Source organism: Streptomyces sp. NPDC048483, from assembly GCF_040651455.1.
Classification (GTDB): domain Bacteria; phylum Actinomycetota; class Actinomycetes; order Streptomycetales; family Streptomycetaceae; genus Streptomyces.
In genome coordinates, this window is sequence record NZ_JBEZJZ010000170.1 from 1 (window position 1) to 12,542 (window position 12,542).

13 protein-coding genes are annotated in these 12,542 nt (G+C 71.8%); 9 read left to right on the forward strand and 4 right to left on the reverse strand.

What is annotated here, in order from left to right; all coding sequences use genetic code 11:
• Positions 1-90: 90 nt before the first annotated feature.
• Positions 91-1,434 (reverse strand): phenylacetate--CoA ligase PaaK, encoded by a 1,344-nt coding sequence (gene paaK, locus AB0D04_RS40520; RefSeq protein WP_362712417.1) that lies wholly within the window; start codon positions 1,432-1,434, stop codon positions 91-93.
• 124 nt (positions 1,435-1,558) lie between these two features.
• Here paaK and AB0D04_RS40525 point away from each other — a divergent pair, with 124 nt between their 5' ends.
• Positions 1,559-2,257, forward strand: coding sequence for an alpha/beta hydrolase (locus tag AB0D04_RS40525; RefSeq protein ID WP_362712418.1), 699 nt, complete (start codon positions 1,559-1,561; stop codon positions 2,255-2,257).
• A 176-nt stretch (positions 2,258-2,433) separates the two neighbouring features.
• Complete coding sequence (locus AB0D04_RS40530) at positions 2,434-3,063, forward strand: chorismate mutase (protein ID WP_362712419.1); 630 nt, start codon at positions 2,434-2,436, stop codon at positions 3,061-3,063.
• A gap of 67 nt (positions 3,064-3,130) precedes the next feature.
• On the opposite strand, the gene AB0D04_RS40535 is transcribed toward AB0D04_RS40530, so the two are convergent.
• Entirely contained in the window at positions 3,131-4,768 is a 1,638-nt protein-coding gene (locus tag AB0D04_RS40535; RefSeq protein ID WP_362712420.1) for an acyl-CoA synthetase, read from the reverse strand.
• Between the two features lie 131 nt (positions 4,769-4,899).
• On the opposite strand from AB0D04_RS40535, the gene AB0D04_RS40540 reads away from it, so the two are divergent.
• From AB0D04_RS40540 to AB0D04_RS40560, 5 genes are all read left to right on the forward strand, one after another.
• The gene (locus tag AB0D04_RS40540) at positions 4,900-5,865 is read left to right on the forward strand and encodes a crotonase/enoyl-CoA hydratase family protein (RefSeq protein WP_362712421.1); all 966 of its coding nucleotides are present in this window, start codon (positions 4,900-4,902) and stop codon (positions 5,863-5,865) included.
• A gap of 108 nt (positions 5,866-5,973) precedes the next feature.
• Positions 5,974-6,984, forward strand: coding sequence for an OB-fold domain-containing protein (locus AB0D04_RS40545; RefSeq protein ID WP_362712422.1), 1,011 nt, complete (start codon positions 5,974-5,976; stop codon positions 6,982-6,984).
• Positions 6,984-8,081, forward strand: a complete 1,098-nt coding sequence (locus AB0D04_RS40550; RefSeq protein WP_362712423.1) for a thiolase domain-containing protein — start codon at positions 6,984-6,986, stop codon at positions 8,079-8,081. Before AB0D04_RS40545 ends, AB0D04_RS40550 begins: the two co-directional genes overlap by 1 nt.
• A 26-nt stretch (positions 8,082-8,107) precedes the next feature.
• On the forward strand, positions 8,108-9,289 hold the full coding sequence (locus AB0D04_RS40555; protein WP_362712428.1) for a thiolase domain-containing protein: 1,182 nt from the start codon (positions 8,108-8,110) through the stop codon (positions 9,287-9,289).
• 87 nt (positions 9,290-9,376) lie between these two features.
• Positions 9,377-9,616 (forward strand): DUF397 domain-containing protein, encoded by a 240-nt coding sequence (locus AB0D04_RS40560; RefSeq protein ID WP_362712424.1) that lies wholly within the window; start codon positions 9,377-9,379, stop codon positions 9,614-9,616.
• Positions 9,617-9,775: 159 nt separating this feature from the next.
• On the opposite strand, the gene AB0D04_RS40565 is transcribed toward AB0D04_RS40560, so the two are convergent.
• A complete protein-coding gene (locus AB0D04_RS40565) occupies positions 9,776-10,501 on the reverse strand; it encodes a leucine-rich repeat domain-containing protein (protein WP_362712425.1) in 726 nt (241 codons plus the stop codon).
• A 34-nt stretch (positions 10,502-10,535) separates the two neighbouring features.
• The gene (locus tag AB0D04_RS40570) at positions 10,536-11,195 is read right to left on the reverse strand and encodes a pyridoxal 5'-phosphate synthase (protein ID WP_362712426.1); all 660 of its coding nucleotides are present in this window, start codon (positions 11,193-11,195) and stop codon (positions 10,536-10,538) included.
• Between the two features lie 423 nt (positions 11,196-11,618).
• On the opposite strand from AB0D04_RS40570, the gene AB0D04_RS40575 reads away from it, so the two are divergent.
• Both AB0D04_RS40575 and AB0D04_RS40580 read left to right on the forward strand, forming a co-directional pair.
• Positions 11,619-11,810, forward strand: a complete 192-nt coding sequence (locus AB0D04_RS40575) for a CGNR zinc finger domain-containing protein (protein WP_362712429.1) — start codon at positions 11,619-11,621, stop codon at positions 11,808-11,810.
• Positions 11,811-12,001: 191 nt separating this feature from the next.
• On the forward strand, positions 12,002-12,502 hold the full coding sequence (locus AB0D04_RS40580; protein ID WP_362712427.1) for a hypothetical protein: 501 nt from the start codon (positions 12,002-12,004) through the stop codon (positions 12,500-12,502).
• Positions 12,503-12,542: the final 40 nt, after the last annotated feature.

Consider the following 12,542-nt stretch of genomic DNA (forward strand, 5'->3'; position numbering starts at 1 on the left):
CCCGGTACTGGGCGTACCGGGATGAGCCCGACAACGCAGCGAGCGCGCGTGCCAGGCGTCGCGAGGCAGGCGGGAGTTTGACGACAGGGCCTAGGACTCACCCCGCGGCCGCGCGTCCACGATGCGCTTGATCTTGCCGACCGAGCGCTCCAGCGTCTCCGGATCGACGATCTCGACCCCTACCGATACCCCGATGCCGTCCTTGACGCCCCGCGCGATCCGCCCGACGGCCGCCGTGCGCTCCTCGGGAGTAGCCTCCGGCCGGGCCTCGGCCCGTACGGTCAGCTGGTCCATCCGGCCCTCGCGGGTCAGCCGCAGCTGGAAATGCGGGGCGATGCCCGGTGTGCGCAGCACGATCTCCTCGACCTGCGCGGGGAAGAGATTGACCCCGCGCAGAATGATCATGTCGTCGCTGCGCCCGGTGACCTTCTCCATCCGGCGGAAGGCGGGCCGCGCGGTGCCGGGCAGCAGCCGGGTCAGATCGCGGGTGCGGTAGCGGATGACGGGCATGGCCTCCTTGGTGAGCGAGGTGAAGACCAGCTCGCCGTGCTCACCGTCCGGCAGCACCTCGCCGGTGAACGGATCGACCACCTCCGGATAGAAGTGGTCCTCCCAGATGTGCAGGCCGTCCTTGGTCTCCACGCACTCCTGGGCGACGCCGGGGCCCATGACCTCCGACAGGCCGTAGATGTCCACGGCGTCGATCGCGAACCGATCCTCGATCTCGCGCCGCATCTCCTGCGTCCATGGCTCGGCGCCGAAGATCCCCACCTTGAGCGAGGTCGTGCGGGGATCGATGCCCTGCCGCTCGAACTCGTCCAGGAGGGTGAGCATGTACGACGGCGTCACCATGATGATCTCGGGGCGGAAGTCCTGGATGATCTGCACCTGCCGGCTGGTCATCCCGCCGGACGCCGGCACGACCGTACAACCCAGCCGCTCCGCGCCGTAATGCGCGCCGAGGCCGCCGGTGAACAGCCCGTATCCATAGGCGATATGGACGGTGTGGCCGGGACGCCCGCCCGCCGCGTGGATCGAGCGGGCGACGACATCCGCCCAGAGCGAGAGGTCGCGCTCGGTGTAGCCGACGACGGTCGGGCGGCCGGTGGTGCCGCTGGAGGCGTGAATACGGCGCACCTCGCCCTGGGGGACGGCGAACATCCCGAAGGGGTAGTGCGCGCGCAGATCGTCCTTGACGGTGAAGGGGAAGCGGGCGAGATCGCCGAGCGAGCGGCAGTCGTCCGGGCGTACCCCTGCCCGGTTGAAGGACTCCCGGTAGAACGGCACATGGTCATACGCATGCTGCAACGAGGCCCGCAGCCGGGTCAGTTGCAGCTCGCGCAGGGCGTCCAGGGAGAGCCGTTCCGCGGCGTCGAATGTCTCACTCGTCCCGCCCGTCCCACTGCCCATCGCGCCCGTAGCTGTTTCCGGCATGGAGAGTCACCGCCTCATTCCTCCCAACCGATCATTCGGTAGCTGCCTGCGGACCCAAGTAATCAGCGCGCGGCGAACACGTCAAGAGGCGTGCCGCAGACAGTCCACGGGTAGCGTCCCGCGCATGAGTGACGTCCAGAAAGTGCAGGTTGGCGAGGTCCGGCTGGCATACCGGGTGTGGGGCGAGCCGGACGCGCCCCCGGCCGTACTGCTCCACTGTCTCGGGGAGGACGGCGAGGACTGGCGCGGCGTGGTCGGCCGGCTCACCGGTACGCATCGTGTGTTCGCCCTCGATCAGCGGGGCCATGGACACAGCGACTGGCCCGGGGAGTACGGCTTCGCGCGCTGGCGGGACGATGCGATCGGGTTCGTCACGGCCCTCGGCCTGGGACGGGTGACCCTCATAGGGCACTCACTGGGCGCCGTCGCGGCCCTGCTGCTGGCCGCGGACCGGCCGGAGCTGGTGGCCCGGCTGATCCTGGAGGAGGCCGCGCCGCCGCGCCCCGCCGACCCGCCCCAGGAGGTGCCCGAGGCGCCGACGGGCCCGCAGTCCTTCGACTGGCGAGCGAAGTCCGCGGTGGTGGCGGAGCGCAACGCCCCCGACCCCCTGTGGTGGGACGCCCTGGAGAAGATCAGCGCCCCCACCCTCGTCATCGGCGGCGGCCCCACCAGCCACATCGCCCAGGAACACCTCGCCGAGATGGCCGACCGGATCCCCGGCGCCCGCCTGGTGACCATCGAGGGCGGCAGTCATCATGTCCACGAGGAACGGCCGGGGGAATTCCTCGCCGCGGTGAATTCCTTCCTGGCGGCGCGGCCGTAGCGGAGCCCGTACCGCAGTCGGCGCATCAGCCCAGGTCGGTGTGGCCGTAGGCCAGGGTTGTGCGGCCCGACGACCCCCTGCCTGGTGCAGTACGGTGACGTGCCCGGCCAACCCTCTCTCCAGCTGCCCGCAGCTGACCCGCGGGGTCGCGAACCCGTCTTTGAGAAAGGCCCACTGTGCAGCCGACCAGCCCCCTGCGCCGCGTGCTGATCGCCGGTGCCACCGCGACTGTCCTGTTCGCCGGAGCCGGCGGGGCCGTCGCGGCGCCGGCGCACCCGGTCGCGGCCGCCGCACCCGCCGCCACCGCGCACGCCCCGTACTCCCCGTACGCCCAACTCCGCCCCCTCGCGGCACTCTCCGCCGAGCGGCTCGCCACCGGCGACCTGGTGGCCGCGGCGAAATGGGGCACCGGGAGCCCGATCGACGATCCGGCCCGTGAGCAGGTGGTGCTGGACTCGGTGGCGGAGCAGGCGCGGCAGCTGGGCGCCGATCCCGAGGCGACGGTGCGGATCTTCCGGGACCAGATCGAGGCGAGCAAGGTCGTCCAGCGCGGCCTGCACCGCCGGTGGGACGCGGACCCGGCGCAGGCGCCGACCGAGCGGCCGGACCTGAACGAGGTGCGGGAGGAGATCAATCGCATCAACGGCCAACTGGTCCGGGCCATCGCCGCTTCGCCGCACGCCCGCTCCGCGCCGTACTGCGGTCCGCTGGTGACAGGGGCCGCCGTCCAGGTACGGCAGGAGCGGCACCTGGACGCCCTGCACACCGTGGCGCTGGCCCGCTCGCTGCGCTCGGTCTGCGGCTGAGCCCGGCCACGGGGTCACCCACCCGTGGCCGGGCCACCCCGACGGGCGCCCCTTCCCGCCCAGGCCCTCACCCCTCCCGCTCGCCCGCCACTACCGCCTTGGCCCAGCGGTAGTCCGCCTTCCCGCTGGGCGAACGCTGGATACGGTCGGCGAAGACCACGGCCCGCGGGATCTTGTACCCGGCCAGCCGGGTCCGGCAGTGCGCCTGCACACCCGCCAGGTCCAACGGCCCGGCTCCGTCCCGCAGTTGGACGACCGCCGCGACCCGGTTCCCCCACCGCTCGTCCGGCACACCCGCCACCAGCGCGTCGTACACATCCGGATGGGCCTTCAGCGCCTGCTCGACCTCCTCCGGATAGATCTTCTCGCCACCGGAGTTGATGCACTGCGACCCGCGGCCGAGAACGGTGACGATGCCCTCCGCGTCGACGGTCGCCATATCACCCAGCAGCACCCACCGGTTCCCGTCCGCCTCGAAGAATGTCTCGGCGGATTTCTTCGGGTCGTTGTAGTAGCCCAGCGGAACGTGTCCGCGCAGCGCGAGACGGCCCGGCTCACCCACCGGCATCCGCTCATGGGTGACCGGATCCACCACCGCCGTACGGGGGCTGACCCGCAGACGGAACCCGGACTCCGGGCCCGAATCGTCCGTGGCGGTGCCGTTGAAGCCGGACTCCGAGGAGCCGAAGTTGTTGAGCAGCATGGCGTTCGGGACCAGCGCGCTGAACTGGGCCCGTACGGTCTCGGAGAGGATCGCGCCGGAGCTGCTGACGCTGAAGAGGGACGAGCAGTCGACGCCCTTGAGCGGCCCGGCGAGCGCATCGACGAGCGGACGCAGCATCGCATCGCCGACCAGGGACACGCTGGTGACCTTCTCCCGCTCGACGGTCCGCAGCACCTCCTCCGGCACGTACTTGCGGTGGATGACCACTTTCTGGCCGAAGTGGAAGGCGATGAATGCGGTGAGGGTGGAGGTTCCGTGCATCAGCGGGGGCGTGGGGAAGAATGCGAGACCAGCGCCTCCCCCGCCGCCCGCCGCGACCCGCTCGGCCAGCTCCTGCGGCCGTTTCACCGGCTCGCCGGTCGGTGCGCCGCCGCCCATGCCGGAGAAGAAGATGTCCTCGTGCCGCCACATCACGCCCTTGGGCATCCCGGTCGTGCCGCCGGTGTAGATGACGATCTGGTCGTCGGCGGAGCGCGGTCCGAAGCCGCGTGCGGGCGATCCGGAGGCCTCGGCGTCCGCGAGCGCCACGGGAGCGATCGCCGGTTCGGGGGCGCCGGCGGGCGGCGCGCCGACCCGTACGAGATGCCGCAGCTTGGGCGCCTGGGGGAGGGCGGCGGCCACCCGCCCGGTGAACTCCCCGTCGAAGACCAGGCCCACCAGGTCCGCATCCCGGTAGAGGTAAACCAACTCCTCTTCCACATACCGGTAGTTGACGTTGACCGGTACGGCGCGGATCTTCAGGCAGGCGTAGACGGCCTGGAGATAGGCGATGCCGTTGTACAGGTGCAGTCCGACGTGCTGGCCGGGGCCGATGCCGTGATCGCTCAGATGGTGGGCGAGGCGGTTGGCGGCGCGGTCCAGTTCCGCGTACGTCAGACGCCGTTCGGCGCCGGTTCCCGGATGGTCGACGTACACCAGCGCCTCGCGGTCGGGGACCGTGTCGACGATCGACTCGAAGAGGTCGGCAAGGTTGTACTCCACGTCTCCTCCAGACCGGGCGGGCATCGGCTCGGTCCGGTCCGTCGGACCGGGCCACGGCGGTCATTAGAGCGCCGTGGAGGGGAGCAGGGAAGGGCCGGACCCAAGAAATCTGACTGGGTGTCAGAAAAGCCTTGAAGTCGCCGTGCCGCTACTGCAACCTGTTCTACGCCTTGAGACGGGAGGACGGAATGGGTGGAAGTGACGGAACGGTCGCCGCAGAGGCAACGGGCGGCTCAGCCGGATCGGGCGATGCAGCCGCACCGGGCGGTACGGCCGGATCGGGCGGTACGGCCGGATCGGGCGGTACGGAACATCTGACCATCGCGCGCGTCGGCGCGACACTGGTGCTCACCCTCAACCGGCCGGACGCAAAGAACGCGCTCTCGCTGCCGATGCTGGTGGGCCTGTACGACGGCTGGATCGCAGCCGACGAGGACGACGGGATCCGCTCCATCGTCCTCACCGGCGCCGGCGGAACCTTCTGCGCCGGGATGGATCTCAAAGCGCTGGCCGGCAAGGGGATGGCCGGCGAGCAGTACCGCGACCGGCTGCGCGCCGACCCCGACCTGCACTGGAAGGCGATGCTGCGGCACCACCGCCCCCGCAAACCGGTGATCGCCGCCGTCGAGGGGTACTGCGTCGCCGGGGGTACGGAGATCCTCCAGGGCACCGACATCCGTGTCGCGGGCGAGGGCGCCACCTTCGGCCTCTTCGAGGTCAAGCGCGGACTGTTCCCCATCGGCGGCTCCACCGTCCGCCTCGCCCGCCAGATCCCCCGGGCCCACGCCCTCGAGATGCTGCTCACCGGCCGCCCGTACCCGGCATCCGAGGCCGAACGCATCGGCCTCATCGGCCATGTGGTCCCCGACGGCACCGCACTCGACAAGGCCCTGGAGATCGCCGAGCAGATCAACGCGTGCGGGCCGCTCGCCGTCGAGGCCGTCAAGGCATCCGTCTACGAGACCGCGGAGATGACCGAGACCGACGGGCTCGCGGCCGAACTCGCCCGCGGCTGGCCGATTTTCGACACCGCCGACGCGAAAGAGGGCTCCCGGGCCTTCGCGGAAAGGCGCCCGCCCGTCTTCCGGCGCGCCTGACCGGGACGTACGCGCTCGACCGACCTACGCGCTCGACCGACCTACGCGCTCGACCCGGCCCACGCGCTCGACCGGCCCACGCGCCGGACCACACCCACGGAGTCCCGTATGCCAGAAGTCCTCACGGCACCCCTCGTCGTCGCCTTCCCCTTCACCCGCTCGCTCGGCCCCGTACAGAGCGCCTTCCTCACCGGCCTGCGCGAACGCACCGTCCTCGGCGTCACGGCGGGCGACGGCCGGGTGGTCGTCCCGCCGACCGAATACGACCCGGTCACCGCCGAGGAGATCCGCGATCTGGTCGAGGTCGGCACCAGCGGCACCGTCACCACCTGGGCCTGGAACCCCTCCCCACGCCGCGGCCAGCCCCTGCAGACCCCCTTCGCCTGGGTCCTGGTCCGGCTCGACGGCGCCGACACCGCCCTGCTGCACGCCCTGGACGCCCCCGGCCCCGGCGCCGTACACACCGGCATGCGGGTCACGATCCGCTGGGCCGCCGAACGTACCGGCGCCATCACCGACATCGCCTGCTTCGAGCCGCTCGAACCGTCCGCCGACGCGGAGAACATCACCCGATCCCCAGGCAGTCAGCCCCAACCCCAGCCGCACCGGGGCGAGTTCGCCGATCCGGTCACCGGCATCACCACCCCCGCCCGCCTCGACTACACCTACTCACCCGGCGCCGCCCAGTCCCGCTACATCCAGGCGCTCTCCGACCGCAGGACCATCGGCGAACGCTGCCCCTCCTGCCGCAAGGTGTACGTCCCGCCCCGCGGCGCCTGCCCCACCTGCGGTGTCGCCACCGACACCCAGGTCGAGGTGGGCCCCCGCGGCACCGTCACCACCTTCTGCATCGTCAACATCAAGGCCAAGAACCTCGACATCGAGGTCCCCTACGTCTACGCCCATATCGCCCTGGACGGCGCCGACCTGGCCCTGCACGCGCGCATCGGCGGCATCCCGTACGACCAGGTCCGCATGGGCCTTCGCGTCGAACCCGTATGGAGCGAGGGCGGGCTCCCCCATAGCCCTAAAGGCATGGGAGGTGCCCCCATCCCCGACCACTACCGCCCCACCGGCGAACCCGACGCCGACTACGACAGCTACAAGGAGCTGATCTGATGCCCGAGCCAGTGCGCGAGCCGGTGCGGGATCCGGCGCAGGACCCGGTGCGGGAGGTCGCCATCGTCGCCTTCGGGCAGAGCGATCACCGCCGCGACAGTGCGGAGGCCTCCGAGGTCGAAATGCTGATGCCGGTGCTGCACGATGTCCTGGCGCAGACCGGCCTCAGGGCCGGCGACATCGACTTCACCTGCTCCGGCTCCTCCGACTACCTCGCGGGCCGCGCCTTCTCCTTCACCATGGCGCTGGACGGTGTCGGGGCCTGGCCGCCGATCTCCGAATCCCATGTCGAGATGGACGGCGCCTGGGCGCTGTACGAGGCCTGGGTGAAGATCCTCACCGGCGAGGCGGAGACCGCGCTGGTCTACGCGTACGGCAAATCCTCGCCCGGTGACGTCCGCGAGGTCCTCACCCGTCAGCTCGACCCGTATTACGTGGCCCCGCTGTGGCCCGACTCGGTCGCGCTCGCCGCCCTCCAGGCCCAGGCCCTGATCGACGCGGGGATGACGGACGAGCGCGAGCTGGCCGGCATCGCGGCCCGCAGCCGCACCGCCGCCGAGACCAACCCCCACGCCCAGCTACGCGGCGCTGTGCCCTCCGGCGGCCCGCTCGTCGCCCCCCTGCGCACCGGCGACTGCCCGCCCATCGGCGACGGCGCGGCCGCCGTCGTCCTCGCCGCCGGCGACACGGCCCGCCGGCTGTGTGACCGCCCCGCCTGGATCCGCGGCCTCGACCACCGCATCGAGGCCCACAGCCTGGGCGTCCGCGACCTCACCGACTCCCCGTCCACCCGCCTGGCCGCCGAACGCGCCGGAGCCTTCGCGCGGCCGGTCGACACCGCCGAGCTGCACGCCCCCTTCACCTCCCAGGAGGTGGTCCTCCGCCGCGCCCTCGCACTCGACGCGCCCGGCACCACGGTCCGGATCAACCCGTCCGGGGGCGCACTGGCCGCCAACCCCGTCATGGCCGCCGGCCTCATCCGCCTCGGCGAGGCCGCCGCCCGTATCCAGCGCGGGGAGTCCGACCGCGCCCTGGCGCACGCCACCTCGGGTCCGTGCCTGCAGCAGAACCTGGTCGCCGTCCTGGAAGGTGAGTGAGGAGCGCCATGAGCGTCAGGAGCGTCATGAGCACGGCCGCGACAGCGAAGGAACCCGTGGCCGTCGTCGGCATCGGCCAGACCAAGCACGTCGCCGCCCGCCGCGATGTCTCGATCGCCGGACTCGTCCGCGAGGCGGCCCAACGAGCCCTGAAAGACGCCGAGTTGACGTGGGCCGACATCGACGCCGTCGTCATCGGCAAGGCCCCGGACTTCTTCGAGGGCGTGATGATGCCGGAGCTCTACCTGGCCGACGCGCTCGGCGCCGTGGGCAAGCCGATGCTGCGCGTCCACACCGCGGGCTCCGTCGGCGGCTCCACCGCCCTGGTCGCCACCAACCTCGTCGCCGCCCGCGTCCACCGTACGGTCCTCACCCTCGCCTTCGAGAAGCAGTCCGAGTCCAACGCCATGTGGGGCCTGTCCCTGCCCGTTCCCTTCCAGCAGCCGCTGCTGGCCGGTGCCGGCGGCTTTTTCGCCCCGCACGTCCGCGCCTACATGCGACGCACCGGCGCCCCGGACACCGTCGGCTCCCTCGTCGCCTACAAGGACCGCCGCAACGCCCTCAAAAACCCCTACGCCCACCTCCACGAAGCGGACCTCACCCTCGAAAAGGTCCAGGCTTCCCCCATGCTCTGGGACCCGATCCGCTACTCGGAGACCTGCCCGTCCTCCGACGGCGCCTGCGCGATGATCCTCACCGACCGCGCCGGCGCCGCGCGCGCACCGCACCCGCCGGCCTGGGTGCACGGCGGCGCCATGCGCAGCGAACCCACCCTCTTCGCCGGCAAGGACTTCGTCTCCCCGCAGGCGGGCAAGGACTGCGCCGCCGATGTCTACCGCCAGGCCGGCATCGCCGAACCCCGCCGCGAGATCGACGCCGTCGAGATGTACGTCCCGTTCTCCTGGTACGAGCCGATGTGGCTGGAAAACCTCGGCTTCGCCGACGAGGGCGAGGGCTGGAAGCTCACCGAGTCCGGCGTCACCGAACTGGACGGCGACCTTCCCGTCAACCCCTCCGGCGGCGTCCTCTCCACCAACCCCATCGGCGCCTCCGGCATGCTCCGCTTCGCCGAGGCCGCCCTCCAGGTGCGCGGCCGGGCCGGCGACCATCAAGTCGACGGCGCACGGCGGGCATTGGGGCATGCGTACGGAGGCGGCGCCCAGTTCTTCTCCATGTGGCTGGTCGGCGCCGAACCCCCGGCCACTTAGACCGCCTGCGGGCCCGGTCGCACCCTGTCCGTCCCCGGGCCCGGTCACTACGCTGACGTCGGACGACCGACCGGGAGGAGCGGCAACGTGGCCAACAGCATCACCGAGCAGCGGCTGATGGGCGAGACCACGCCCGAACTCGACCTGACCCACGCCGAGTGGCAGTCGAGCAGTCAGGGCGTGGGCGACGTCCAGATCGCCTTCGTCGAGGGCTATATCGCGATGCGGAACGGCCGTCATCCGGAAATCCCGGCAGTGATTTTCACCCCCGCGGAATGGCGGGCCTTTGTGCTGGGGGCGCGGGAGGGGGAGTTCGACCTTACGTAGTAGGCCCGGCCGCGCGCGGGCCCGCTCGCGGACGTTCCGCGCGGTGGCCATGGTGCCGGAGCATGCCGTCCGGCCGGGTGGGGTGCCCTGAGGGCAGGGGCACCCCAGGGTTTCGGCCGGCTCGCCCGCAACCGCGTCTGCGGAGTGAGCCGCCACCCGTCACGTGAGAACCACACACCCCCGGTCCCGCAGCGCCAGGACCGGTTCCGCGGTGTCCGCCACCGCATTCCACCGCAGATCCAGCTTTTCCAGCGACGGCAGCTCCGCGAGCCACGACGGCAGGTCCCCGATCCGGTTGCCCCGCAGGTCGATCCGGCGCAGCAGCGGCAGCGTCCGCAGCGCCTCGGGGACGCGGGGCAGGGCATTGTCCCGGAGCTCCAGAACCCGCAGTTCGCGCAGCGCGCCGAGGGCGGCGGGCAGCTCGGTGAGCCCGTTGCCGCCGAGCCAGAGTTCCCGCAGGCGCACCAGTCGGCCTGCCGACACCGGCACAGCCTTCAACTCGGCTTTCTGGGCGCGCAGTTCGACCAGGCCCGTCATCTCCCCGAGGGTCTCCGGCAGCCGTCCCAGCGGATTCTCTCCGACGTTGAGATAGCCGAGCCGGTCCAGCGCGCACAGCCCCTCCGGGAGCGCCGTGAGCCGGTTGTCGTGCAGGTACAGGTACCGGGTCAGCCCCGCCGCCAGCGCCCCGATTTCCTCCGGCACCTCGGTCAGTGCATTGTGGCCGAGGTCGAGGGTGTGCAGCGCGCGGAGGCGACCGAGGCCGGCCGGGATCTCGGTGAGGTGGTTGTCGGCGAGGATCAGGACCTCGCAGTCCGCGTGCTGCCACACCTCGGGCGGGACCGAACGCAGGCCCGCCTTCCAGTGGTTGAGGTGGGTGCCGCCCATCACGGCCTGCCGGGGCCGCCGCGCCGCCCGGCCGTCACGGCCACAGCAGCCCCTTCGTCCAGACCTCGGCATCGCCCTTGCGACGGTATGCGAGGCGGGTGTGCTTGCGCTCCTGGTCGCCCTGCCAGAACTCGACCTCATCGGCGCGCACGGTGAAGAGCTGCCACCCCGGCGCGACCAGCTCGGGCTCGCGCGCCAGACGGGCCGCCGACTCCGCGACCGCGGCGTCGCGTTCGGCCAGGTCGGTCAGTGGCCGGCTCTGCCGGCCGAGCAGCGCCTCGGCGCGGGCGCCCGCGCCGCGCGCCAGGAAGTCCTGAGCGGCCCGCTCGGCGCTCTCGCGCACCACCGGTCCGCGGACCCGTACCTGGCGGGCAAGCGGCTGCCAATAGAACGTCAGGGCCGCATACCGGCGATCCGCCAGCTCCTTGCCCTTGACGCTGTCGGCATGCGCGGCGAACCGCCAGCCGTCCGCGTCGATGTCCTTGAGGATCAGCGTGCGGGCGGACGGATTGCCGTCGGCGCCGGCCGTCGAGACCGTCATCGCGTGGGGCTCCGGGATCTGCGCCTCCACGGCGGCGAGAAGCCAGGTGGTGAACAGGGCCACCGGTTCGTCGGGCGTATCGACGGGGTCGAAGGTCGGCAGATCGCCCCCGAAGACCGGGAGGTCGCGCAGTAGTTGACGGATGTCGGCCATGGTTCTCCCTCCACGATCAATGGCTGCCGGCGACGCTAGCATCAGCCATATGACCGCCACGCGGCTGGCTCTCGATCTTGCCGTCACCATCCGCCACGACGGACACGGCGGTGTCGCCGACGACCTCGCCGATACGGCCGGACTCGCGGTCCGGCTAGGGGACCGGGCCGCCCTCCTGGACGGCGCCCCGGACGCCTCCGCGGACCGAGCGCTGCTCACCGCCGTACGGGACCTGCGGGCCGCCGCCCTGTCCCTGTCCGCCCGCGCCGTACGGCCGGGACCGCCCAGTCGGGCCGACGCCCACCGCCTGCTCCCGGCGGAGGCGCATATCCAGCCGGCCCGCAGCACCAGCATGGTGCTGGCCCACCGTCCGCGCTCGCCCGCGCCGTCATCGTCTTCCTCGACGGTCCCGAGCGCGCCCTGCTGCGGGCCTGCCCCGCCCCTCGCCGCTTCCGCCATTTCGTCAAGGATCACGCCCGCCAGGAGTGGTGCACCCCTTCCTGCGGCAACCGCGCCCGGGTGGCCCGCCACCACGAACGCCACCACGAACGCCACCACGAACGCCACCACGAACGCCACCACGAACGCCACCGGGAAGGGCCGGGCGGCACATGACGGGTGGGTGCCGCCGGAGCGCTATGACGTGTTCACGACCGAGCTGCCGCACCCCCGTCGCGCCCGAAACTTCCATGATCACCTCTTTGCGTCCCACGGCGTGGCCGGCACGGCGATCCGGCCGGCGCACCCGCCGTCACTTGCCCCGATGTCCGCACGTCGCGCGCGGCGCGGACACGTACGATGGCGGCATGTCCTTCCTCCGCCGCCGTAGCGCAGCCACGCCCGCTGGTCCTGACTTCGACGTCCTCGCGATGGACCCCGGGGACTGGCCGGGCAATCTCGGTGCGGGGCTGCTGCCCGCGCCGGACGGCACCTGCCAGGGTGTCTTTCTGCGCTACGACCTGTTCGGCGGCCGCGGCCCCGCGATGATCATCGGGAATCTGCCGGAGGGCTCCCCGGCCCGCGACCTCGAGGACGACGAGGTGCCCTTCGAGGTGGCCCAGCTGCTGGCGGCGCTCGACAACGACGAGACGGTGACGGTCGTCGAGAGCGAGGACACCCCGGTGATGCACGAGGACAACCTGCTGATCGTCAAGCGCATCAAGTGCTCCGAGAGCCGGATCTCCTGCGCCCAGTTCGACCGCAGCGACGGCGTGCTGGTCACCATCGCCAGCTGGGACCGCCCGATCACCGACGACCTCTACGCCCTCCTCAAGCCGCTGCCCGCGGAGCTCTTCCAGCAGGGCTGAGGCCGGAGCGGACATCGTCGCGCCCGGTGGACGGCAGGAC

Excerpts from the sequence above, each read along its gene's own strand:
- AB0D04_RS40570 (WP_362712426.1), bottom strand. The coding sequence starts at position 11,195 with ATGGCCGACATCCGTCAACTACTGCGCGACCTCCCGGTCTTCGGGGGC.
- paaK (WP_362712417.1), bottom strand. The coding sequence starts at position 1,434 with ATGCCGGAAACAGCTACGGGCGCGATGGGCAGTGGGACGGGCGGGACG.
- AB0D04_RS40550 (WP_362712423.1), top strand. The coding sequence starts at position 6,984 with ATGCCCGAGCCAGTGCGCGAGCCGGTGCGGGATCCGGCGCAGGACCCG.
- AB0D04_RS40525 (WP_362712418.1), top strand. The coding sequence starts at position 1,559 with ATGAGTGACGTCCAGAAAGTGCAGGTTGGCGAGGTCCGGCTGGCATAC.
- AB0D04_RS40580 (WP_362712427.1), top strand. The coding sequence starts at position 12,002 with ATGTCCTTCCTCCGCCGCCGTAGCGCAGCCACGCCCGCTGGTCCTGAC.
- AB0D04_RS40545 (WP_362712422.1), top strand. The coding sequence starts at position 5,974 with ATGCCAGAAGTCCTCACGGCACCCCTCGTCGTCGCCTTCCCCTTCACC.
- AB0D04_RS40565 (WP_362712425.1), bottom strand. The coding sequence starts at position 10,501 with ATGGGCGGCACCCACCTCAACCACTGGAAGGCGGGCCTGCGTTCGGTC.
- AB0D04_RS40555 (WP_362712428.1), top strand. The coding sequence starts at position 8,108 with ATGAGCACGGCCGCGACAGCGAAGGAACCCGTGGCCGTCGTCGGCATC.